The organism is Kitasatospora sp. NPDC043949 (assembly GCF_056435365.1).
Genome location: NZ_JBWKEQ010000027.1, coordinates 60,732 through 83,072, shown reverse-complemented (window position 1 = coordinate 83,072; position 22,341 = coordinate 60,732). Strand labels below are relative to the sequence as shown.

Genomic DNA, 22,341 nt, shown 5'->3' with positions numbered 1-22,341 from the left:
AGGTGACAGCCACGCCTGACGCCCCGAACGTGCCGAGCCGCTTGAACCCACATGGTCCGGGGACCAGGCGGACTCGGCGGACCGAGCGGCACTCGCACCTGGCGGGGGCAGCGGCCGGGCCGCGTCCGTCCACCGGTGGCGGGGCGTGCGAAGTCGACCCGGCGGACCGGGTCGCGTGTGAAGTGTACGGGAAGCGCTGCGGGGCGGGCGACTCCGCGACCGGCGGGGGCCCTGGGCGGGCGGATCAGCGCTGGCGGGAGCTGGGCGGAGGCGGGCCGGAGACGGACCGGAGGCGGGCCGGCCGGGCCCTGGGAGCGCCGCTGCTGCGGTGCTTGTACACCGGATGGCGGCATCCGTACACCCGCTGGAGGGACGGGATCCGGCCACGAGGGCGGTTTGTCCACAGGAGTCCGGAAGTGGGTGGCACCGGGGCGGCGGCGCAGCAAGCCTCGGGGCATGACTGCTCGCGCTGGGTACCCGGTTCTGTCCGCCGTCGGTCCGGCCCGCTTGGGGCCGGACCGGTTGGGGCCGCGCTCGTTTGGTGTGCTGCGGGGGGTGGTCGCCGTGCTGGTGACACTGGTGCTGCTGGTCTCGGGCGGCGCGGCGCGGGGCGCCGCTCTCAGTGGGGGTGTCGGCTCAGGTCCGGGCGGGGGTGCCGGAGGTGCTGGCGGGGGCGGCGAGACCGGCCGGACCGGTTCGGGCGGTGCGCGGGCCTGGCCGGTGGGCGGGCCCGGCGGGGTGCTCGGGCGATTCGAACCACCGGCCGCGCCGTGGGCCGCCGGACACCGGGGAGTGGACCTCGCCGCCGCACCCGGGGCGGAGGTACGGGCGGCTGCCGCCGGGGTGGTCACCTTCTCCGGGCTGGTGGCGGGGCGCCCGGTGGTGACCGTCACCCACCCCGGCTCGGGGTCACCCCCCTTGCGGACCACCTACCTGCCCGTCGCCGGCACCGCCCCGGTCGGCACCGAGGTACCCGCCGGACAGGTGATCGGGCGGCTCGCCCCCGACGGGCGGCACTGCCCAGCGCGGCACTGCCTGCACTGGGGGCTGCTGCGCGGCGGACGCTACCTCGACCCGCTGGCCCTGTTCGGCGCGGGAGCGGCGCGGCTGCTGCCGCTGGGCGGCGCTGGGCGCACCTGATGAATCAGCTGAACCGGATGAACCAGACGAACCGGGCCGAATGGCGGTTCAGGCCCGGTCGAGGCCGTGCAGGGCCATGGCCACCGCGGCGTCCGCGATCAGCTCGGGGCGCTCGGCCGCACACCCGGCGCGGCCCCCCGCCGACACTTGCTCGGCCCGGCGCACGGCCGCCTCCACGACCCCTTGGAGCAGCGCCGCAGCGAGCCGGGGCTGCGCGTGACCGAGATCCTCCAGGGCCCGGACGACCAGGCCGACCAGCTTGCCGTGCGCCGCCCGGATGCGCTCGCGCGCGGCCTCGTCGAGTTCGAGCGCGGAGATCGCCACCACCGCCCGGTGGCGCGGGTCCGCGGCCAACGCCAGCTGGCCGCGGACATACGCCTCGATCCGGTCGGCCGCGCTGTCACAGCTCTCCATCCCGGCCTCGATCTCGGCCGCCCAGAGCGGGAAGTCCACCTCGCAGAGCGCCTCGACCACGGCGGCCCGGGAGCGGAAGTACTCGTAGACCGAGGAGCGCGCCAGGGAGGTGCGCGCAGCGAGCGCGGGGAAGGTCAGCGCCTCCATGCCGCCCTCCGTGAGCAGGGTGCGGGCAGCGTCAAGGAGGGCTGCGCGCTGCAGCTGGCGATGCTCGGCCACCGTGGCCGCTCGGATCTTCGGCACGCTCCCACTGTACGGAGCCCTACCTTCGGCCGGTACGGCGCCGCGCATCTGGCCGGGGAGCGAGGGCGCGCAGGCGCGCGGCGAGGCGTGCGAGTGGGCGCGCAACCCGGGGTCCGGCCCGGAGTAACGGCCCAGGGTTCCGGCCAGGCAGGTGCGGACCGGGCACGCGGCCGGGCGGGTGCGGACCGGCGGCGTGGTCGGGGTCGCGACCCGGAGGTCGGCCGGGCCGGGACGGGCCCCGGCCCTCGCTACCGGATGTCCGACAGCTTGGCGCGCAGTTGGAGGACGGACTTGGTGTGGATCTGGCTCACCCTGCTCTCCGTCACCCCCAGCACCTGGCCGATCTCGGCGAGGGTGAGGCCCTCGTAGTAGTAGAGCGTCACCACGGTCTTCTCCCGCTCGGGGAGGGTGTTGACCGCATGGGCCAGCAGCCTGCGCAGCTCGCGGTCCTCGGCCACCTCGACCGGGTTGTCGGCACCGTGGTCCACCAGGGTGTCCATCAGGCTCAGCCGGTCGCCGCCCTCCCCCACCGGGTGCAGCAGTTCGTCCAAGGCCACCACGTTGGCCAGGGACAGCTGGCTGAAGATCGCGTGCAGATCCTCGATCGCGATGCCCATCTCGGCCGCGACCTCGGGCTCGTGCGGCGTACGGCGCAGCCGGGCCTCCAGCGTCGCGTACGTCCGCTCGACGGCCTTCGCCTTCTGCCGCACCGAGCGCGGGATCCAGTCCAGGGCACGCAGTTCGTCGATGATCGCGCCGCGGATCCGGCTGATCGCGTAGGTCTCGAACTTGATCGCGCGGTCGACGTCGAACTTCTCGATCGCGTCGATCAGCCCGAAGACCCCCGAGGAGACGAAGTCGGCCTGCTCGACGTTGGAGGGCAGGCCGACCCCGACCCGCCCCGCCACGTACTTGACGAGCGGTGAGTAGTGCAGGATCAGCTGCTCGCGCAGCCGCTGGTCGCCGGTCTCCTTGTAGGAGCGCCAGAGCTCTTCGAGCGCGGTGCGCCCCTGGGCTCCGGGGCCCTGACCGCTCGGCCCCTGCTCCGGGCCTGGCGGGGGGGTGCCGTCCGGTGGCAGGGCACCGGCAGCGATCGGGCGGGCTGCGCCGTCGCCGGTGGCGGCGGCGGCGGCGACCGCGTCGGTGGGCTGGCCCGGCACCGCCGTCGGCCGGCCGCCCTGGCGCGACAGGCCCCCCATCGTCCCCGTCGCCTTGGGCGGGAACTCAGTCACGGGGCGCCGCTCGGTCCGCGGCCCTCCCGAGGACCGGGCGCCACCGGTCACTCTGTGTCCGGGAATGTGTGTGGGCATGCGTTGGTCTGCGCCGTTCTGCCGAGTCATGTGCTGATAGGGAAGGCATGTGGAGCGTAGCGTGACCGACTCGCTGCAATGCGCTACCGCCACTCGGTCGTCCCCCGATCCGGTGGCGTTCGCGCCACCGGATCCGGGCACGCGAACGGACGAACCGGAGCAGCAGGTCAGCCAGGCGATTCCGACACTCCCTCTCCACGGCACGGATGTGCGCTTCGTTCCGACCGTCACCTCCTCCGCACCAGGCGCCAGTGCGCGCCGTGCCGCTCGACGTAACCGAGCGAGCCCAACTCGTAGAGCCGCTGCAGTACTTCGTCCGGAGGGAGTCCGGACTGTCGGGCCAACCGCTCGATCGGCGCGCCCTCCGCCGTCGCCGGGACGGCCTCCAGCACCCGGGCCACCGCCGGCTCCAGCAGATCCCTGGGCAGGACCGGGCCGCTGCGCTGCGGCGCCAGGTCGTCCCCGATCGCCCCGATCAATTCGGCGATCTCGGCGGAGTCGGTGACCAGCGTGGCGCCGCCGCTGCGGATCAGGGCGTGCACCCCGGCCGAGAGTTCCGAGGTCACCGGGCCGGCGACGCCCATGGTGTGGCGGTTGAGGTCCCGCGCCCGTCTGGCCGTGCTCAGCGCGCCGCTGCGCATCGCCGCCTCGACCACCACCGTGCCCCGGGTGAGCGCCGCGATGACCCGGTTGCGGAGCACGAAGCGGAAGCGGTTCGGGTGCTCCCCGGGCGGGAGTTCGCTGACCAGCAGCCCCTGGGCGCCGATCCGCCGGATCAGTTCGGCGTTCCCCTTCGGGTAGGCCACGTCGACCCCGCAGGCGAGCACCGCGATGGTCATCCCGCCGACGGAGAGCGCCCCTCGGTGGGCGGCCGCGTCGATCCCGTAGGCGGCTCCGGACACCACGACCCAACCTCGCTCGGCCAGTTGGGCCGACAGTTCCCCAGCGACGTGGGCGCCGTAGGCCGTGCAGGCCCGGGAGCCGACCATCGCCACCGAGCGGAGCGCGAGCAGCCGCAGCGAACCCGTGCCGGTCGTCCAGAGCCCGATCGGGCGCCCGTCGCCCAGATCGTCCAGTTGGCTGGGCCATTCCGTGTCCCCCGGAATGATGAAGCGTCCACCGACGGCTCGTACCCGTTCCAGGTCCTCGGCCGGGTCCAGACCGGGGAGTCTCGCCTGGTAGCCGGCCAGCCGGGGGCCGTCCAGTCCGGGGTGCGCGGGCACCGTCCCGTCGCGGATCGCCCGGACGACGTCGGCTGCGGAGAGCTGACCGAGCCACCGGCCGACCACCGCGTCCCCGGGCTCGCTCAGCCGGCTGAGTACGGCGCGGGCGAGGCGCTCCGGTTCGGGACCGGACTCGGGCTCTGCCCGACCGGGAGGCTGAAGGTGCGTCATCATCGGGTTCATGCCTCACCGCCCTCGTTCGCCGGATGCTGGTCGCGTTTCCCGGACCGCTTGGCGGAGCCGGACCGGATGGATCGGCCAGGGGCATCGGGGCGGTCCGACGGACCAGGACTCTCCGGGCCAGGACTCTCCGGGCCAGGACTCTCCGGGCCAGGGCAGTCGGGACGATCGGGCTTCTCGAACCGGCCCGACCGGCTCTGCCCTTCGGGCGGCTCGTCGACCGGCCCGCTGCGCTGGGCCGGGATGCCACCGAGTCGGCCGTAGACCCGCTCGCCCAGCGGCAGCCCCTGCTCGACGCCGGTACGCAGGACCAGTGCGGTGCGGACGTCCCGCTGGTCCGGCCGATCGCGACCGGCGAGGTCGGCGACCGTCCAGGCGACCCGGAGCACCCGGTCCAGGCCGCGGGCGGTCAGCACCCCTCGCTCCAACTGGCGGGCGACATCGTTCAGTGCGCCGGGGGCGAGCTGCCAGCGGGTCCGCAGTTCGTGGCCCGGGACTTCCGCGTTGGTCCGCCACGGGGTGGCCGCCAGCCGGGCCGCCGCCCGTTCCCGCGCGGCCAGCACCCGGGCCGCGACGGTCTCGGTGTTCTCCGCCGTGGCGTCCCGTTCCATGAGTTCGATCCTCGTCACCGGGGCGACCTGGACCTGGAGGTCGACCCGGTCCAGCAGCGGCCCTGAGAGCCGCCCCTGGTAGCGGCTGACCATCGTAGGAGTGCACTCGCAGCCCTCACCCCGCCGTGAATGCCGACCGCACGGGCAGGGGTTGGCGGCCAGACAGAGGAGGAACCTGGCCGGGAGCCGGAGTGAGCCGGCCGAGCGGGCGATCACCACCTCGCCCGACTCCAGCGGTTCTCCAGACGCTTAAAAGTGTCTCGTTGGAGTGGAACGTGGGTGCTTCGCGTGGCCTACCTGGGTGGCTGCCCGTTGAGCGGATGAGCTGCTCTTGGGGAGTGTTGGGTGCATCTGTTCTTCTGGGACGACCAAGTTGTCTGGAAGGTCGGCGAGGTCGCTGGCCTGGGCCGCGCCGAGGTGTCTGAGCTGCTGAACCAGCGCCACCTGCCTTCTGGGACACCTGTGCTGCTTGACGATCTGATGCGGCCGGTGGAGCCGCTCTCGTCGTGGTTTCGAAGCCTCGCCTTGGACGGACGCAAGCCGAAGACCATGCGTACATACGCCTACGCGGTCTTGCGCTTCCTGGAGTACTTGCTCGATCGCGGTCTTGACCTGCGACTGGCCACCGAGAGCGACGTTCGGGAGTTCCGAGTGTGGCGCCGAGAGAGGGGCAAGGCGACAGTCCAGGGATCCACCTGGGACAAGGAGTCGGCCGCAATCAGCGAGCTCTACACCTATCTCGGCCGGACCGGGTACGTAGCAGGCCGTCCCTGGCGCTCGTCGGCCACGCTGACCGAAGGAGTCATCCGGGATCTTCGGGTTCGCCACCTTGAGCTCGACCAGTACATCTACCTGCGGGACGTGGGATTCGGCGGCCTCTCTCCTGCGGCATGCCTGGATGAGTCCTTCCACGGATGGCAGCCGCACCGAAACCGGGCATCGTGCGAGCTTGCGCTACTGACCGGGATGCGCATCCAGGAGTGGACCACTCTTCTGACAGTCGAGCTCGGCGTGGACGCGGGCCAGCGGCCCCTCACCGCAGATATCGACCTGGCGGCGTGCGCGAAGGGTGGCCGCCCTCGGTCCGTCTACGTTCCGGTCGATGCGATGGAGCTGCTAGAGCCCTACCTCATGCTGGAACGCCCCGAGATCGTCGCGAGGGCCCAGCGCACACTGCGGCGGCGAGCCGTAGACCTGTTCGTGGTCCAGCGTGTCGATCCGGATGGCGAGCACGTGCACGGAATCTTGCGAGGCTCCAGGGCCACGAAGGTCGTGAAGGACATGAGCCCCGACCTTCGCCGCATCAGCGTGCGCGAGACCGGGGACGGCCTGGACCCGCTCGGGCTGTTCATCGGTCGCGGAGCCGGGATGCTCAGCTTGTCGGGCTGGGACCGGGTGCGCTGGCGGGCGTGGGACCGGATGCGCGGCTGGTCTGGCGACCAGGCGGCTCCAGTGATGCCTCGACGCTGCTGGGTCTACCACGACCTGCGGCATACTTTCGCCCTCAGACTGCTGATCTTTCTGACCCGCGAGGCCCTTAACGACGCCGAGGTCCAGCAGCTCCCGATGTCGACGCTTCTGGACCACATGACCAGCAACCCGCTGCTGGTGGTGCAACGGCGCCTTGGCCACGCCAGTCCGTCGACGACGTACCGATATGTCCGTTACCTGAAGGAGCCCATGCGCGAGGTCGACGCCGCTTTCCGGGACTGGACGGATGCCGGCGGCGCTTCGTACGTCGACGTCGCGCGCCGCCTCATGAACCTTGAGGAGGGGCGCCTTGCCTCGCAGGGGTGAGTACAACCGCGACTTCCCTCCCCCGTCGGAGCCTGCCCAGAAGGAGACCCCTCGGATCGGTTTGCGGGAGGTCACCGCACCGGATCCCCGGGGCGTGAGGAGAACCTGCTCAGTAGATCCGTCCGAATTCCTATGCGAGCACCTGGCAATGGAACTGGCGGACGAGTGGGTGGAGTTGATGACCAGCAAGTCCTACGCGGTGGCGACAGCGGGGGCCTATCGCGAGGCGATCACGAGCTTCTGCAAGCACGTTGACGCCACCGTCGCGCGGGCGCGGGAAGCCTCGCTGGCTGCCTCCGAGCCCGATCTCCACCTGGCGGTGACCGAATGGCTCCAGGTCATGCCCTTGGGCTACCGAACGGGATCCCGCACGCCCGCGTGGACAGCCGGCAGGCTCCGGACTTTGATCGCCCGACGCATCGAGCACCCGGATCGGCACGTCGCCGGGCTGCTCGGCGGCTGGGTTTCGGGGGCCCTGGGCCTGCGCCGGGGTCAGTCGGAGGAACTCGACGAGTTCACCCTCGCGGAGAAGAAGACCATGGTGCGGGCCGCGTGGGCCGACAAGTTGGCCACCGACGCTCGGATTCGTCGCGGATGGGAACTTGCCGCCCACGGCCATAATCCGGAGCCGGATGGATGGACGGAGCCCGCGAACCTTCTCTGGGCGATCAGCAACAGCGTGTGGTCGTGCGAGGAGATCGCCCATCGCCTGCCACCGTTCCGGACGTGGCCACCAGCGTTGCGCGATCTGATTCCGGACGAAACCTACCCGAACCTTGCACGGCGGGTGGTGCTACGGGCACTGGTGCGGATGCTCCTTCCGCACAACCTGGACCTGCAGAGTTACCGCATCCTCATGATGGCGGCCACTGGTCGCGCACCGGAGGAAGTTGTCGGGCTAGACGAGGACGATATCGAGTACGGCCCGAAGAGCGTGATGATCGACTTCTCGAAGCATCGAGCACACAGCGAACAGCGCCGGGCCTTCGGGGCAGAGCCGTCCCAAGGAACGCTCCACCCAGCCAGGCCCCGGCTCGACGCGGCGGAGCTGACCCATGATCTTCTGCGGATGGCACGGCCGTTGGCGGCTCTGACCGGCGCTTCCCCGGTCCCGCTCTTCCTCCGCGCCTCCGTAGATGTCTGCTCGCTCAGGATCAGCCCTTTCTCTGGTGACATGGCCGGCGCGAGCTTCGCGACGTGGTTGCAGGCCCACAGCGTGACCGTCAAGGGTTCCAAGGACATCCGCAGGCTTCGGAAGTCGGGGAAGGTCGAGAAGGCGATCGCGTTCAAGGGACGTATCAGTGACATCGCTGACGACCACTCGGTCGAGACGTTCCGCGGCCACTACGCGCACGGCACCACGTTGCGCGTGATCGCAGGGGGCGTGATCACCGCCGCCCAGAAGCGCTGGTTCGACCAGGCACTGACGGGGCCGACCCTGCTCACGCCGGAGGCCGAGGCGACCTTGGGGGAGGCCGGAACAGCCTCAGCCCTCGGTTTGTCGGCAGAGGACATCGACCAGTTGCGGGCCGGCGCACTGGACATGGGTGTTTCGAACTGCAAGGACCCCCTCGACTCACCATATGGGCGTCCCGGCCAGCTGTGTCCGGTCGCTCCGACCCGGTGCCTGGAGTGCCGCAACGCGTTCATCCTTCCATCGAATCTGCCCCAGCTCCTGCTCTTCGCCACCCATCTCGAACAGCTCCGGCTGCGGCTGGCCCCGCCACACTTCCACGCACTTTGGGGCCAGAGCCACGCGAACCTCCAGGAGGCTCTGCGGGCCCGAACCGATGCCGAGATCGCGCAGGCGCGCCAACTCATCGTGGACGAAGGTCTATCCCTGCACCTGCCCCTCGCAACCCAGGTGGAGTTCGACGCATGACTGGCCAGCTTCCGCTGCCTCGGCAGCGATCCGTCTTCCGAGACGACGAGTGCATCGTCCAAGCCGCCTCCACGCCGGCCGGCGCCCGGCAGCCGCGGTTCGGAGACACCGACTGGGACATGAACCCGGTCCTACGGCGTCCGGCGAACCGTCGTGCGGACGAATGGCGGATCTCTTTCTCCCATCTCACGGGCCCCTGGGAGCTGCTGGCTCGCGAAACCTCCATGATCGCGTTCAACCCGCGCCATCAGGCTTTGCTGACCCGCGGCATCCACCTCGCGCCAAGTCCCGCCCAGGTCAGTAGCGTCCGAGCTCGCGTTTCGATCATCCGTGCCCTTCACGCCTTTGCCAGTTCCCGGGGGCTTCCCGACGAACTCATCCACTGGAGCGATGACGACTTCAAGATTTATGTCACCGACAGCTTGCAGAGCAGGGAACCCGAGAGCGTCGCTCCGCATGTCACGTTCATCAAGTCACTCCACCAACTCGCGCCCGTGCTCGCTGACGGCGGCATCGCCGCCGACCCCTGGCCTGACAAGACCGCAAGCAAGGTCCTGGACATCGAGTCGGATGCTCCGCTCAAGACCCCCGCGGTCAAGCCGGAGGCATGGTTTCCGCTGGTCCGCGCCGCCTGGACCTATATCGATCGCTTCGGGCCAGACATCCTCACCGCGCGCACGAGATGGCAAGCCCTCCAGGCAGCAGCCACGACAATGAGCCGATCACAAGCCCGCGCCCGATGCAACGCCTGGCTGGCGGATCCCTCCAACCTGGTCCCTATCTGGCATCAGGATGACCGGGCGAGGAAGGCCCAGGCCGCGACCAGCATCAACTGGTCGCTTCTGGCCCACATGATCGGAGCGACCAAGGACACCGGAGTCTTCGCGGTGACGGAGCCGAATGGCCGCCGTCAGCGGGCAATCGTCGAGCAGGCCGTCGCCGAAGGCAGGACCCAGTACGGCCTCCTTGCGTCACCGGCGGAGGTCAAGCGAGGGGACGGGAGCCATGGTCCGTGGACGTATAGCCTCCACCCGCACTCGCTGTGGATCGAATACACAGCCTTGCGCAACGCCTGCTACGTCTTCGTCGCCGCCCTGTCGATGATGCGCGACAGCGAGATCCGCGAAGTCCTGAAGGATTCCGTCGTCGAGCACTACGGCAGCCCTGCGGTGAAGTCGAAAAAGCTGAAGCTCGACCCCAACCTACCAGTCAAGCACTGGTGGATCATCGATCCCGTTGCTCGCGCCATCGACACCGCCTCGCAACTGTCTCTGCACGACGAGCTCGCCTTCGGCTCTGTCCAGGCGCGGTCGCCCGACAATCACTTCGACAGCGGGTGGGCCATCAACAGCTTCATCCGACATGTTAACGGCCACCGGCACCTGACCGGTCTGACGGAAATCCCCCGGCTTCGAGCGAAACCGCACATGTTCCGAAGGACCATGGCCATGCTTACCCGGGACTTCCCTGGGGCAGAGATCGCGGTCGGGATGCAACTGAAGCACGCAGCTACTCGCGCTCTGGCTAACCGCACCACCCAGGGCTACATGGATGCGGACCCTTCCTGGGCCAAGTACCTCGACGAGGCCATCGCCGACCGGCGCTTCAACCGGCTCAAGGACCTCTTCACCGCTGACAGTCACGGAGAGAACATCGGCTTCGGTCCAGGCTCCGACAAAATACGGGATGCCTTCGCCGCGGTCCGTGCCAAGGCTGCGGAGCTCCAGGCCAACGGCCAGGCCCGGCGTGGCGACCTGCGGGTCGAATACGACCTGCTCCGGCGAACCCGGATCTCGATCAGGTTCGGCAAGCTTAACCACTGCACCATGGACGATTCCAACCCCGTCGGCGCCAAGTGCATTGAGGATGCGGTCATCCCGGAAGGTCACCATGGGCCCCTGATCGACCGCTGTCAGCCATCAAGATGCGCCAACAGCGTCCTCGCTCCCGAGCACTTGCCAATCTGGACGGCGGAGCGGGCCTCCCTCGACGGACTTTTGTGTACCAAGAACCTCGCGCCGGGCCGCCGAGCCCTGATCAAGGAACAACTCCGCGAGGTCAACCTCACGATCCAGAAGATGCAGCCATGAGCACGAAGCCACCTTCACCGGTGAGCCTCCAGACCGAGCGGGCCCTGCGCGAGGCCATGGAGCGACTCTTTGCCGGCAGGCCCGAGCGTACCGACGGCCGGCTGACGAAGAACAACCTCTGGCAAGAAGCCGGCGTGAGCCGGGCCACCATGAACCGCGCCTCTACGGTCCTTGCAGAGTGGGACGCCCTGGCCGCGATGAGCCCGGCTGGGGCCTTGCAGCAGAAGCGCAACAACGAACTCGCCGAGCTCCGTGGGAGGCTCCGCCGCAGCCGTGAAGAGTGCCATCAGCTGCGGGATCAGGTCGACGCGGCTGCCACCGTGATCATGACACTCCTCGCCGAAAACGCCGCCTTGCGAGAGCAAGCCGTCAGGCGATCCGCTGTCATCGTCCCGATCTCTAGGTCCGTAGCGGATCGCCCATGAGCCGTTAGGACGTCACGTCCGCTTGCGAATGGCGATGTTGGTCTCGATCAGTATCTGCGGGAGGCTCAGCGACGCGACCAAGGGTCTTGGATTCAGATTTCCGTGAAATTTGTCCACTCTAAAACAAGGAGCTCTGCTGGGCGGGCTGCCCGCGGTCAGGCACCGACCCATACGGAGTATTGAAGGGCAGATCGTGCAGTCCTGACAGATACGCCGCAACCCGACTGCTAGCAATTCGACCCAGGCATCTGAACCCCACCAGCAATAGCGCCTTGTGCTCCATCGTAAATAGATGTTCAAATGCCTTTGACTTCCACGCCTTGCCGCCGACCAGGGCGTCAAAGCACGCCAGTTCCGCAGTCTGCAATAGCTCTCGCGCGACGTGCGGATTCGATCGCAGCCTTTCCACAAGATCAAGGTAGTCATTGATGTATGTGGGCGGAGTTGCCACAGAATCGCGCAACGAAGGGTAATCAATCCGGATTGGTTCGGCGCCTGAGCCCACGTAAGCCTTGTGTGTCCGCTCCTGCACATGGCGAATAATTGCGTCCGCCCTCTCCAGCATCGGAAGCACATAGCTGTCGTCCGGATCGCCAACAGTAAGCGCGCTCTCAAGCCTGCGCCGCAGGAGGCGATCAGAGAGGTCGTCGAGTCGTCCAGCATCCTGCAAGGCCGCCAGCAGTACCGCCATCAGGCTGTGCCCAGCCAAGATCGTGGCAGCGGGCTCGGGGAGGACGCCCTGCCGTCCCACTGCAGCACCAAATGCCTCAACCCCACGAAGGAGCGAGGGTGAGTCAGCAAGGATCGCCTCACCGCGCAGAAATCGTGCCAGCGAGGAAAAATCTGCCGGCATTCCCTTTAGCTGCGTGTCGGTCCTGGCCTCCTGGGCAGCGCATTCCGGGCCGTCCAAGTGCGCAAACCGCTCGGGAAGCCACGCGTGGGCCTTCTCTCGCCGGCTCACAGTCGCCTCGTCTGCCACGAGGATTCCAAGTCGCCGCGCCAAGGCTCGGCCCCGCGGACTTACCATCTGCCGGACAATCGTCACCCGGTCCAGATTGAGCAACTGACGAAATCCAGCCAGCCATACAATGGTATACGGCTCGCCGCTCTGTCCCTTGCCGCTCTTGCATTCCATGCTTGACCGAGAAATTCGCAGCCGAGAGTCAATATCAATCGAGAGAACGTCAATATCGGTGAGCACATCGCGGCCAGCATCTGCGTCATCCGCCGGGAGCGGGACGCGCAACCGAACGAATGCGCCGTCCGCAAACTCGAGTCGAGCCACCCGTCGCTCCAGCGTTCCCCCGGCGGTATCCGCAGGCTTCGTGCCAGCCCGGGGGGAGGCCGCAGGGCGTCGGCGCCGGCTGGGGGCCCCTTCACCAGCGGTTCCACTACTCGCTTCGGTCACTTGCGGCCGCCCATCATGCGGTTCACAGGAACCTCCCGGAGGGCGGCAATCAGCCTGGCCTCCTCGATCTTGTCAACATCGCTGGTCAACGCCAGACGCGCCCGTTCCTGCTCCACGTGGCGGTACGAACGCTGGGCTCGGAGAGCTGCCGCGTCCGCCTTCTCGTTGCCGGTACCCTCTCGGGCATTGAGCATGTCGAGGGCGTCCTGAGCAACGTCCTGCTGCAGAAGCTGGAGCGCGTACCGGCCCGGAACGCGGCCGTCTACAACCTTCACAACACCCGCCTTCTCGAGCATCGGGTAGTCCGTTCCGACGTTCGAGGTGTTGCCCGCCACACCGCGATTGATGAGCGCCTGGAGGAACGCCTCCGGCGAGTAGAGCTTGTAAGTCGCGAACGTCGCGGCGTAGATCATCGAGCCGACGAGCTGCCGGACATGACCAGACGCGTCTCCAGCTGTTCCCCCAAAAGGATCACGGCGGGCGTGAGGACTGAAGAGGAACCCCCGTTCGGCACCGTCAGAGGTCTGGATGACCGACCTCTGGACCAGGTTCTGCGAGACGGCAAAGTCCACCCATTTCGCCTCGGTGGACTGGACGTGCGCTTCGGGCAGACCTGGGTTGAGCGAGACCTCCTCCATGAGGGCGGTCACCTCAGCGGTCGCCCTGGCGTCCGCCGCCCTCAACGCCGCCTTCGCAACGGAGTCGTCACCCTGGGTCCACACATTCGGGTTGTAGAGCACGGGCCGGCCATCATCGACGACGACGCGGCGAATGAGCCCCGTATGGGTCAGGTACCTCAGAGCGTCGGCGGCCGCCTGATCGTGCCCGGTGACCCGCTCAGCCGTAGCGGCGATCTGGATCGCATCCTGCTCCAGGAGTGGCTGCAGCGTCGTCGCGCGAAGCAGCGCAAGTGCAGCCCGCTCCACAGGGCCAACCATGAGCACATCAAAGAGCGTAGGTGCGGCCTGAATGAGGTCGCCTGCCGCCGGAATACTCTCGGTAATGGACACGAGCTGACCGTTCGTGTCCCTAGCCGTCGTGATCCAGCCCATGCTCTCCATGGTCACGATGACGTCTCGCAGCCTCCGCACGCCGAGGCCGACATCGAGCCCGATGGCCTGGACCCTGCTGGCGCTGCTGACCGTACTTCCCTGAAGCCGGAAGGCGACATCGAAGGTCCAACCAGCAAACTCCAGCTGTTCCAGAGCCGCCCGCTCGGGCCCCATCTGGTACACGGAGAGATGTCTGGAGAGACCCAGGGCAAGCTCAGCATCGGTCAAGTAGCTCAAGACGTCCCCACCTCGCACTAAGGTGCCGGGCTCGCGGTAGTCCGGCAGAGCCCCGGCACCAGCCTACCGATCACCCCTGCTGTCAGCCCTCGTTTTCGTATGACAGCACCGGGCGGCGGCGGGCTCAGATCCTGGGCTCAGGAACTGACTTCTTTGCGGCAGCCCACTCAGCCATGAGGGCCGGGTCCATCTCAGCTGATTCGAACACGCGCGCTACATCGAGATTGGTTCGCACGGCACGTGGTCCCGTCACCCTCAAGTGACCGCGAGCCAGGAGACGCGTGATCGCGATCTCGCGCTCGTCGTCCGTCAAGCCGAGAAACATAGTGGCAGTCATCATGACCATCGGGTTGTTCACCACCGGGCATTCGGGGTCGTACTGGCCGATCGCAACGACAGTGAGAGCCCCCATCTCATCCGGGTCTCGGACTAGCGTCCTGAAGATCATCTGCCGGACTCCGAGAATCGGCGAAGCCGGGTCTGCGACGTTCAGGGGCTGGTAGATCCACGCAGCGTCGCGGGCAATCAGCTCGTACACCGGCAGGGGTGCCTGGTCTCGCAATGCGAACTCCACCCGTGCTCGGTGCGTATTCGACCTGCCTCCCGGGCCTGCCTTGCAGGGCTCCCCGGGTTCTGCCCAGCAGTCCGTGCAGGTCTTCAGCCGGGCTGCCTCGCGCTGCTGGGCACGTGCTGCCCGCTCCTCGCGGGTGAGTGTGTTCATGGCCGGCATCGTGCACGAGCAGATCGGCTGACCAACTTCCGCCGCGCCCGGCAACTGAGCCGGATGGGCTACAACATCTGCCTCCACGGGGAAGGACTCGTGGCCAGGCGCCTCGATGCGCACGTCGACAACATCCCACCGACGTGTCTCATGAGACATACAGCAGTCTGGAGAACACCGGCTGGCGCAGTGAGTCGAGCACCCGGACCGGAAACTCCGGCGCCTCGTCCAGGAACAGCACGCCCCGGTGGGCCAGCGAGACCGCCCCCGGTCTCGGCAGGCCGCTGCCGCCGCCGACGATCGCCGGCATCGTCGTGGAGTGGTGCGGGGCGCAGTACGGCGCCGTGTCGATGAGCGGGCGCCCTGCCGGGAGCAGCCCGGCCACCGAGTGCACGGCGGTGACCTCCAGAGCCTCCTTCTGGGTCAGTGGCGGGAGCAGCGAGGGCAGCCGCTCCGCCAGCATCGTCTTGCCCGCGCCCGGTGGGCCCTTGAGGTACAGGTGGTGACCTCCGGCGGCGGCGATCTCCAGGGCGCGCCGGGCCTCGTACTGTCCGGCCACGTCGGCCAGGTCGAGGCGCGCCGACTTGTCGTCGGACAGTCCCCGGACGCCGGCGCTGGGCAGCATCAGGCCGGCCATCAGCGGATCCGGCCGGCCGCCGATCGGGTCGGGCGGCTCCTCCGGCGCGGGCGCGCCGGTCAGGACGGCGATCAGCTGCCGCAGGCTGCGGACGCCGATCACGGTCACGCCCGGGACGAGCGAGGCCTCGGGCGCGGTCTGCTCCGCGACCACGACCCGCTGGTATCCCGCGTCGGCTGCGGCCAGCACAGACGGCAGCACCCCGCGGACCGGCCGCACCCGGCCGTCCAGCCCCAGTTCGCCGATGATCAGCAGCTCGGCGATGGAGGAAGGGTCGAGCCGCTCGGCCGCGGCCAGGACGGCACAGGCCACCGCGAGGTCGAAGCCACTGCCGCTCTTGGGCACCGAGGCCGGACTGAGCCCGACGGTCAGTTTGCGCTGCGGCCAGGCCTCACCGCTGTTGACCACGGCCGCGCGCACCCGGTCGCGGGCCTCGGACAGCGCCTTGTCGGGCAGGCCGACCAGGGTGAACGCGGCCACCCCGGGCTCCAGGTCGGCCTGGACCTCGACGATCACTCCGTCGACGCCGACCAGCGCGACGGAACAGGTACGGGCGAAGGCCATCTCAGACCACCCCCCGCAGGTGGTCGACCAGGGCCGCACCCCGGGCCCGGTTGACCACGGCCACCAGGTCGATCCGCACGCCCCCGGGCGGAGCGGGCGGCCAGTGCGGGTCCGTGGGCCCGGGGTCGTACCCGGGACCGGCCAGCCGCGCGAAGTGGCCCGGCCAGCGTTCGGCCATCCAGCGCTCCGCCAGGCGTTGCAACCGGGCGGCCTTGGCCTGGCCGATGGCCTCGCTGGGTTGTTGGAAGCCCCGCTCGGAGCGGGTCTTCACCTCGCAGACCGCCACGGTGTCGCCGTCGAGGGCGACGATGTCCAACTCACCCTCGACACAGCGCCAGTTGCGGTCCAGGATGCGGAGCCCGGCCTCCGTGAGACGGCGGGCGGCGACCCGCTCGCCGTAGCGGCCGAGCCCGTTGTTGGTACTGCGGCCGCCGGCACTGCGGCCCGGGCCCGGTCCGGTTCCGTCCCTCGTGTCGTCTTTCGTGCCGTCCCGCACGGCTGCGGCCGCTGCGGCCTGGTCCAGTACGGCCGCACCCGGTACGGCCTGGTCCTGCGTGATCGTGTTCTGCACGGTGACCACCTCCGCCGTGGAGGTTGCACCGTCGCGCACGGCGGGGCCGGGGATTTCCGGTTCCCTGTGGATAACTCGAGCCTGTGGATAACTTTTGTCACCCGCAGGAGTGAGACGCCCCGATCGCGCGAAATTCCGCTGGACAACGCCGGTCCGAGCAGTCCAACGTCAGTTCCCGAAGCCGGACTCGTCCGAGGGCAGCTCCAGATCGCTCTTCGCGAGTTCCTCGATGTTCACGTCCTTGAAGGTCAGCACCCGGACCTTACGGACGAACCGGGCCGGCCGGTACATGTCCCAGACCCACGCATCCGCCATCGACACCTCGAAGAAGACCTCGCCCTGCACCGAGTGCACCTGCAGCTCGTAGTCATTGGTGAGGTAGAACCGTCGCTCGGTCTCGATCACGTACTTGAACAGGCCGACGACGTCCCGGTACTCCCGGTAGAGCTTGAGCTCCATCTCGGTCTCGTACTTCTCGAGATCTTCGGCACTCATCCAGGCGTCCCCTCAACTTGTCACGTCCACCCATTGTGGACCACCGCACCCACGCTCAGAGCCGTACCGGGGCGACCGGCGGGCCCTCGGCCAGCAGTCGCTCCAGGAAGTCCGCCAATCCGGCCGGGTAGACCGTCTCGGCGGTCCCCCTCAGCTCCTCGACCGTCCACCAGCGCGCCGCGAGCAGTTGGGCGTGTTCCTCCTCGCCCATCCCCGAGTGGTCGAGCCCCGTCTCCGTGGTCCGGGCCAGATGGAACCACTGATCCTGCTCGTAACGCCGTCCCTGAAAGGAGAACGACACCGTGCCGTACGCCACCAAGGGCCCCAGGTCCACACCCCGCAGGCCGGTCTCCTCCGCGAGTTCCCGCGCGGCGGCCTCCCGCACGTCCTCCCCGGGCTCCAAGCCGCCGCCGGGCGTGAACCACCACGCCTCCCCCGGCGTCGCCGGGTCGGAGCCCAGGAAGAGAAGGATGCGGTCCTGCCCGTCCAGCAGCAGGATCCGCGCCGCCCTGCGCCGTTGTGCCGTCATGGCAGCGCTCCACGCTCCTTCCGTTCGCATCGGTGGCGCTACCGATCCTGCCACCCGGCGCCGCCGTCCGGGGCGATGTTCGGCAGAGCGGCCCGGGCCGCGACGACCGCGATCAGGAGCTGCGCCCCCGGCTGAGCCGGCGGGCCAGGCCCGCCACCCCGCCCACCGCCGAAGTCACGAGGATCAGCGCCGCGCCCGCAACGGTCGCGAAGGCGGCCGGTTGCAGCGGCCCGGGCGCACCGGCCTTCGGTCCGGGAAGCCCGTCGAAGGCCGCGGTCCGGCCGAGGTCGCCCACCCGGCCGAACGGCATCATGGTGGCCTCGACCCTGGCCTCCACCGCGCCGGCCGGGACGGTCCCGCCGTCGACCTCCAGGTGGGTGCGGGAGTCGAGCGAGCCCAACCGGTTGTCGCCGAGCAGGAACAGCCGCCCCGGCGGCACCGTGACGCTGAACGAGGAGCCCTGCGGGCCCTGCGCCGCGAGGTACGGCTCCTCCACCGTCTGTCCGTCGACCGTCAGCCGGTGGTCGTTGCCGGTGGCCGCGACGGTGTCCCCGCCGACCGCGACCACGCGCTTGACCATGAGCTCGCCACCCCAGTCCTGGTCCCGGAAGACCACGACGTCCCCCCGGCCGACGGCCCCGCCGTCGATCTTCCGGGCGAGCACGGTGTCCCCGATCCGAAGCGTGGGGGACATCGAGGCGGTCGGGATGCTGTACGGCCGGTAGTCGATCGCGATCAAGGCGAAGCCGCCGATCATCAGCACCAGCCCGAGCGCGATCGCGACGCCCTGCAGCACCGCCGCGGGCCGGCGGCCCGGACGGGCGGGCGAAGCCGGGTGGTCGGCCGTCTGATCAACGACACCGCTCATCGAATCCGTCCACCTCTGGCCGACCGGAGAACACCACTGGCACGCCGGGGGCACCGGCGGAAAAGCCGACGGGCCGTGGCACGTCCGAGCAGATTACTCGTCGGTACCACGGCCCGCGCAAGGGCTGGGGAGAACCCGGTGGAGCTCAGGAGTCCTTCCGGCCGTCCCTCCGCTCCCGCACCCGACGCACCAGCGGAAGCAGCGCGACCGCGCCCACCGCGCCGGCCACGGGAGGCGCCAGAGGCGCGGCCGCCGCCAGACCCTTCTGGTCGAAGGTGTTCGGCACCGAGAGCGTCGACCAGTGGCCGACCGGCCAGGCCACGACGAAGGCCCGCCCGATCACGTTGCCCACCGGAACGGTGCCGCCACCCGGCTGGTCCATGTGGAAGCGGGAGTCCAGCGAGTCGGCGCGGTGGTCGCCCATCACCCAGATCCGGCCGTTGGGCACCTTCACCGGGTCGAACGGGTGGTCACCGCAGGGGGTGTTGCCCTGGTAGACGTACGGCTCGTTGAGCGCGACACCGTTGACCTTCACCGGCCCGGTGCCCTGGCACTCGACGGTGTCCCCGCCGACCGCGATGACCCGCTTGATCAGGTCCTTCTCGTTGGCCGACGGCATCAGACCGACGAAGCTGAGCACGTCCTGGACGCCCCGGACGAAGGAGTTGCTGCTCTGCGGGGTCGGCTCGTCGTTCAGCCAGCCGCCCGGGTCGTGGAACACCACGACCTCACCGCGCTCGGGCTCCGCTCCGAACCAGGGGGTCAGCTTGTCCACCAGGACACGGTCACCGACCTGCAACGTGTTCTGCATCGACTCCGACGGAATGGAGAAGGCCTGGACGAAGAAGGTCTTGATCACCAGCGCCAGGACCAGCGCGATGCCGACCAGGATCGGCAGTTCCTTCCAGAAGGAACGCTGCTTGCGCTGCTTGCCGGGGGCCTGCGACTCCGACTGGTCCGCCGACTCGGCGTCGGGCCGGTGGGACTCCGAAGAGCCCCCGGTGGGGCCCTCCGTCCCGTCGCCATGCTCGTCGGCGGTCTGGGCCGCCGCGTCCTCGACCGAGGCCGAGGACGCACCGGACTCAGCGGACCGGGCCGCTCGACCGCCAGAGCCCTCGGGCTCGCCGGCACCTGAGCGGGCGCCGATCACCACATCCCCCACAACGTCTCCTCCCTGCTGTGCGGACGCCCGCGCGCCCGCGCTCACAGTGCCGCACAGCGGGCACCACGCTCACCACGACCATGGACGCTTCGGGACTGCCCATCGCGGGCTCCCCTGACACCAGCACAGCCTCGACGCACGACCGGGACCTCCCGGCCGCACCTGCACTTCTCTATCACTCCAAGGCATCCGGCTCGCGGTCCCACGCGCGCGGCCCGGCCGCGAGACGCCCGGCCCGGCTCACTCGGGCGGCCGCCCTGGCCGGCGAACGACGGCCGGAAGGATGCCCAACACACCCATAACGAGCGGAGGTTCCATCGGAACCGGCCCAACGCCCACGGATTCCGGCGCAGTTCCGCGCGCCTGCGGAGCCCGGGCCAACGAGGAGAGTGAACTCGGCACGCCAAGTTGATGGAGGCGGTCCAGCGGCCAGGCGTTCATGAAGGCCCGGCCGACCACACCGCTCAGCGGGATGGTCCCCTGCCCCGGGTTCCCCATGTGGAAGCGGGAGTCGGCGGACACGTCCCGGTGGTCGCCCATGACCCAGAGCCGGCCCTGCGGCACCCGCACCTTGAAGGGCTGCCGGGACGGCGGGTTGGCGGGCGCGAGGTACGGCTCGTCCACCGGCGTGCCGTTGACGCTCAACCGGCCCTGCGTATCGCAGCACTCCACGGTGTCCCCGCCGACGCCGATGACCCGTTTGATCAAGTCCTGCTCGCTGTCCGACGGCAGCAGCCCGACGTAGGTGAGGACCTGCTTGGCCGCCCCCAGCACCGGACCGTCGCCGGACGGTTTGTGGTCGCCCTCCAACCAACCGCCCGGATCCTTGAACACCACCACGTCGCCGCGCTGCGGCTCGCTGCCGAACCAGGGGGTCAGCTTGTCCACCAGCACCCGGTCCCCGACCTGGATGGTCTGCTCCATCGAGCCGGAGGGAATCACGAACACCTGGAGCAGGAAGGTCTTCATCACCAGCGCGACCAGCAACGCCACCACGATGATCAGCGGGAACTCCCTCAGCAGCGACCGCTTGCGCCGCCGGGCCACGCGTCGGGCGCTGCGGCGGCGATCGGCCCGGCCCCGGACCGGCAGCACCACGGCTGGGCCCGCACCCCCGGGGGAGGCGTCTCCTGGTCCGGCACCGTCAGATCCGCCACTCGCGGGATCGGCCTCCACACGCCCGGCATCCACACGTCTGGCCTTCACACGTCCGGCCTCCGCAGGTCCGGCACCTGCGGATCCGGCGCCGACCGGTCCGCCGGCGCCCGGCTCCGGAGCCGGGCGGTCCGCCACCCGGCCCCTGCCCCTGCTACCTCTGCTCCCCATGACCGCCCGTCCCCGCAGTCGCGGCGAAGGCTGCGGGCCGGTCCAGGCCGGTCAAGCGCGAGAACGGGTAGACCACCCAGTCCGCCCGGCCGATCACCCTGCTCTCGGGCACGAAGCCGCCGCCGGGCTCGCCGAGGTGGTCGCGGGAGTCACGGGAGGCGCTGCGGTGGTCCCCCATCACCCAGAGCTTGCCGGTCGGCACCACCACGTCGAAGGCCACGCTCGACGGCTGGTCCCCCGGGGCCAGGTAGGAGGACTCGTCGATCGGCACCCCGTTGACGGTGATCGGCCCGCCCGGGCCGGTGCTGGTCACCCGGTCCCCGCCGACGCCGATCACCCGTTTGACGTAGACCGTGTTCCCGGCCGGGGCCAGCCCGAGGTCCCGGCCGAGCGAGCTGAGCCCGTCCCAGAAGCCGGTCGGCCCGCCCGACCCCGGCAGGAAGGAGCCCGTCCCGTCGAAGACCACGACGTCGCCCCGCTGGGGGTGGCCGCCGAAGGCATAAGCGAGCTGGTTCGCGATCAACCGGTCGCCCGGTCGCAGGGTCTCCTCCATCGAACCGGACGGCACCGAGAACGGGCGCGCGACGAAGGCGTTCACCAGCAGCAGGGCCAGCAGGCAGATCCCCACGAGCAGCAACAGGTCCCGCGAGCGCGAGTGGCCCGGATCCTCATCCCCCGGCGCGCGCTCACCTTCCGGCACGCCCCCACCTTCCGGTGCACGCTCGCCCTCCGGCGCGTTCTCACCCTCTGGTGCGTCCTCGTCCTCGGAAGCGGCCTCGCCCTCCGGCGCACCCCCGGCGTCCGCCCGCGGGTCCCCACCGGGGCCGGATCCCTCCCCACCGGGCCCCGGGACGGCCCCCGAAACGACCGCGGACCGCGACAGCGAGTCCGCACCGGTGGGTACGGGACTGCCGTCGCGGTCCGCGGGTGGTTCGTGCGTGCTCATCGGGGGCTGAGCTTACCGTGCGGCGGCCCGGCCCCTCAGAGCGATCCGATCCCCCGGCGAGGCCGGGGGACGGTGGATCAGCGGTCGCGCTTCTCCTTGATCTTCGCGGCCTTGCCGCGGAGGTCACGCAGGTAGTACAGCTTGGCGCGGCGAACCGCACCGCGGGTCACGACCTCGATCTTCTCGACGACCGGGGTGTGCACCGGGAAGGTGCGCTCCACGCCGACGTTGAAGCTGACCTTGCGAACGGTGAAGGTCTCACCGACGCCGGCGCCGTGGCGGCGGATGACGACGCCCTGGAAGACCTGGACGCGGGAGCGGTTGCCCTCGATGACCCGGACGTGGACCTTCAGGGTGTCACCGGCGCGGAAGGCCGGAATGTCGCTACGCAGCGAGGCCGCGTCGACAGCAGCGAGCTTGTTGCTCATGTTGCTCTCCATCGCAGGCGCCACGGGCCGCCCACGGAAGTTCGTCACAATGGGGTTTGCTGCGGGCCGCATCGGCTGACGA

Annotated in this window: 19 protein-coding genes and 2 pseudogenes; 5 read left to right on the top strand and 16 right to left on the bottom strand. The window is 69.6% G+C overall.

The features are described from left to right. Window positions 1–564 precede the first annotated feature (564 nt). Window positions 565–1,140, top strand: coding sequence for a M23 family metallopeptidase (locus AC07AL_RS22595; RefSeq protein ID WP_363585746.1), 576 nt, complete (start codon window positions 565–567; stop codon window positions 1,138–1,140). A gap of 48 nt (window positions 1,141–1,188) precedes the next feature. Here the strand turns inward: AC07AL_RS22595 and AC07AL_RS22590 are convergent, their stop codons facing one another. From AC07AL_RS22590 to AC07AL_RS22575, 4 genes and pseudogenes are all read right to left on the bottom strand, one after another. Further along, on the bottom strand, window positions 1,189–1,773 hold the full coding sequence (locus AC07AL_RS22590) for a TetR/AcrR family transcriptional regulator (RefSeq protein WP_363585763.1): 585 nt from the start codon (window positions 1,771–1,773) through the stop codon (window positions 1,189–1,191). 272 nt (window positions 1,774–2,045) lie between these two features. Then, window positions 2,046–2,996 (bottom strand): RNA polymerase sigma factor WhiG, encoded by a 951-nt coding sequence (gene whiG / locus AC07AL_RS22585; RefSeq protein ID WP_400806477.1) that lies wholly within the window; start codon window positions 2,994–2,996, stop codon window positions 2,046–2,048. 338 nt (window positions 2,997–3,334) lie between these two features. Next, on the bottom strand, window positions 3,335–4,501 hold the full coding sequence (gene dprA, locus AC07AL_RS22580) for a DNA-processing protein DprA (protein ID WP_363585744.1): 1,167 nt from the start codon (window positions 4,499–4,501) through the stop codon (window positions 3,335–3,337). A 281-nt stretch (window positions 4,502–4,782) separates the two neighbouring features. Further along, window positions 4,783–5,361 (bottom strand): annotated as a pseudogene (locus AC07AL_RS22575) (ATP-binding protein); the annotation flags it as partial. 105 nt (window positions 5,362–5,466) lie between these two features. On the opposite strand from AC07AL_RS22575, the gene AC07AL_RS22570 reads away from it, so the two are divergent. From AC07AL_RS22570 to AC07AL_RS22555, 4 genes are all read left to right on the top strand, one after another. After that, window positions 5,467–6,918, top strand: a complete 1,452-nt coding sequence (locus AC07AL_RS22570; RefSeq protein WP_478317994.1) for a tyrosine-type recombinase/integrase — start codon at window positions 5,467–5,469, stop codon at window positions 6,916–6,918. A gap of 148 nt (window positions 6,919–7,066) precedes the next feature. Further along, entirely contained in the window at window positions 7,067–8,800 is a 1,734-nt protein-coding gene (locus AC07AL_RS22565; protein WP_478317993.1) for a hypothetical protein, read from the top strand. Beyond that, on the top strand, window positions 8,797–10,890 hold the full coding sequence (locus tag AC07AL_RS22560; protein WP_478317992.1) for a hypothetical protein: 2,094 nt from the start codon (window positions 8,797–8,799) through the stop codon (window positions 10,888–10,890). The genes AC07AL_RS22565 and AC07AL_RS22560 overlap by 4 nt, the downstream gene beginning before the upstream one ends. Beyond that, a complete protein-coding gene (locus AC07AL_RS22555; RefSeq protein ID WP_478317991.1) occupies window positions 10,887–11,315 on the top strand; it encodes a hypothetical protein in 429 nt (142 codons plus the stop codon). The genes AC07AL_RS22560 and AC07AL_RS22555 overlap by 4 nt, the downstream gene beginning before the upstream one ends. Before the next feature lie 118 nt (window positions 11,316–11,433). Here AC07AL_RS22555 and AC07AL_RS22550 read toward each other — a convergent pair whose 3' ends face one another. The 12 genes and pseudogenes from AC07AL_RS22550 to rplS all read right to left on the bottom strand — a co-directional run bounded on the left by AC07AL_RS22550 (window position 11,434) and on the right by rplS (window position 22,259). Next, window positions 11,434–12,600, bottom strand: coding sequence for a hypothetical protein (locus AC07AL_RS22550; protein ID WP_478317990.1), 1,167 nt, complete (start codon window positions 12,598–12,600; stop codon window positions 11,434–11,436). Window positions 12,601–12,719: 119 nt separating this feature from the next. Further along, window positions 12,720–14,012: a hypothetical protein gene (locus AC07AL_RS22545; RefSeq protein WP_478317989.1), complete on the bottom strand. Its 1,293-nt coding sequence runs from the start codon at window positions 14,010–14,012 to the stop codon at window positions 12,720–12,722. Window positions 14,013–14,136: 124 nt separating this feature from the next. After that, entirely contained in the window at window positions 14,137–14,733 is a 597-nt protein-coding gene (locus tag AC07AL_RS22540; RefSeq protein ID WP_478317988.1) for a zinc finger domain-containing protein, read from the bottom strand. A gap of 169 nt (window positions 14,734–14,902) precedes the next feature. Then, a pseudogene (locus AC07AL_RS22535) lies at window positions 14,903–15,934 on the bottom strand (YifB family Mg chelatase-like AAA ATPase); the annotation flags it as partial. A 1-nt stretch (window position 15,935) separates the two neighbouring features. Continuing rightward, a complete protein-coding gene (locus AC07AL_RS22530; RefSeq protein WP_363631477.1) occupies window positions 15,936–16,505 on the bottom strand; it encodes a YraN family protein in 570 nt (189 codons plus the stop codon). Between the two features lie 168 nt (window positions 16,506–16,673). Further along, window positions 16,674–17,000 carry a DUF2469 domain-containing protein gene (locus AC07AL_RS22525; protein ID WP_030056781.1) on the bottom strand — a complete coding sequence of 109 codons (327 nt, stop codon included), beginning with the start codon at window positions 16,998–17,000 and terminating at the stop codon, window positions 16,674–16,676. A 55-nt stretch (window positions 17,001–17,055) separates the two neighbouring features. Continuing rightward, window positions 17,056–17,529 (bottom strand): NUDIX hydrolase, encoded by a 474-nt coding sequence (locus AC07AL_RS22520; protein ID WP_363585743.1) that lies wholly within the window; start codon window positions 17,527–17,529, stop codon window positions 17,056–17,058. 112 nt (window positions 17,530–17,641) lie between these two features. After that, entirely contained in the window at window positions 17,642–18,397 is a 756-nt protein-coding gene (gene lepB, locus AC07AL_RS22515) for a signal peptidase I (RefSeq protein ID WP_363585742.1), read from the bottom strand. Window positions 18,398–18,542: 145 nt separating this feature from the next. Further along, window positions 18,543–19,559, bottom strand: coding sequence for a signal peptidase I (lepB, locus tag AC07AL_RS22510; RefSeq protein ID WP_208869071.1), 1,017 nt, complete (start codon window positions 19,557–19,559; stop codon window positions 18,543–18,545). 240 nt (window positions 19,560–19,799) lie between these two features. Next, window positions 19,800–20,657, bottom strand: a complete 858-nt coding sequence (gene lepB, locus AC07AL_RS22505; RefSeq protein WP_478317987.1) for a signal peptidase I — start codon at window positions 20,655–20,657, stop codon at window positions 19,800–19,802. A 211-nt stretch (window positions 20,658–20,868) separates the two neighbouring features. Then, window positions 20,869–21,585 carry a signal peptidase I gene (gene lepB, locus AC07AL_RS22500; protein WP_363631480.1) on the bottom strand — a complete coding sequence of 239 codons (717 nt, stop codon included), beginning with the start codon at window positions 21,583–21,585 and terminating at the stop codon, window positions 20,869–20,871. 323 nt (window positions 21,586–21,908) lie between these two features. Beyond that, the gene (gene rplS, locus AC07AL_RS22495; RefSeq protein ID WP_063347674.1) at window positions 21,909–22,259 is read right to left on the bottom strand and encodes a 50S ribosomal protein L19; all 351 of its coding nucleotides are present in this window, start codon (window positions 22,257–22,259) and stop codon (window positions 21,909–21,911) included. Window positions 22,260–22,341: the final 82 nt, after the last annotated feature.

Bases quoted from the DNA above. Each gene is read 5' to 3' on its own strand.
- whiG (WP_400806477.1), bottom strand. From the start codon at position 2,996: ATGGGGGGCCTGTCGCGCCAGGGCGGCCGGCCGACGGCGGTGCCGGGC.
- dprA (WP_363585744.1), bottom strand. From the start codon at position 4,501: ATGACGCACCTTCAGCCTCCCGGTCGGGCAGAGCCCGAGTCCGGTCCC.
- AC07AL_RS22565 (WP_478317993.1), top strand. From the start codon at position 7,067: ATGGAACTGGCGGACGAGTGGGTGGAGTTGATGACCAGCAAGTCCTAC.
- AC07AL_RS22560 (WP_478317992.1), top strand. From the start codon at position 8,797: ATGACTGGCCAGCTTCCGCTGCCTCGGCAGCGATCCGTCTTCCGAGAC.
- AC07AL_RS22555 (WP_478317991.1), top strand. From the start codon at position 10,887: ATGAGCACGAAGCCACCTTCACCGGTGAGCCTCCAGACCGAGCGGGCC.
- AC07AL_RS22540 (WP_478317988.1), bottom strand. From the start codon at position 14,733: ATGAACACACTCACCCGCGAGGAGCGGGCAGCACGTGCCCAGCAGCGC.
- AC07AL_RS22525 (WP_030056781.1), bottom strand. From the start codon at position 17,000: ATGAGTGCCGAAGATCTCGAGAAGTACGAGACCGAGATGGAGCTCAAG.
- AC07AL_RS22520 (WP_363585743.1), bottom strand. From the start codon at position 17,529: ATGACGGCACAACGGCGCAGGGCGGCGCGGATCCTGCTGCTGGACGGG.
- lepB (WP_363585742.1), bottom strand. From the start codon at position 18,397: ATGAGCGGTGTCGTTGATCAGACGGCCGACCACCCGGCTTCGCCCGCC.
- rplS (WP_063347674.1), bottom strand. From the start codon at position 22,259: ATGAGCAACAAGCTCGCTGCTGTCGACGCGGCCTCGCTGCGTAGCGAC.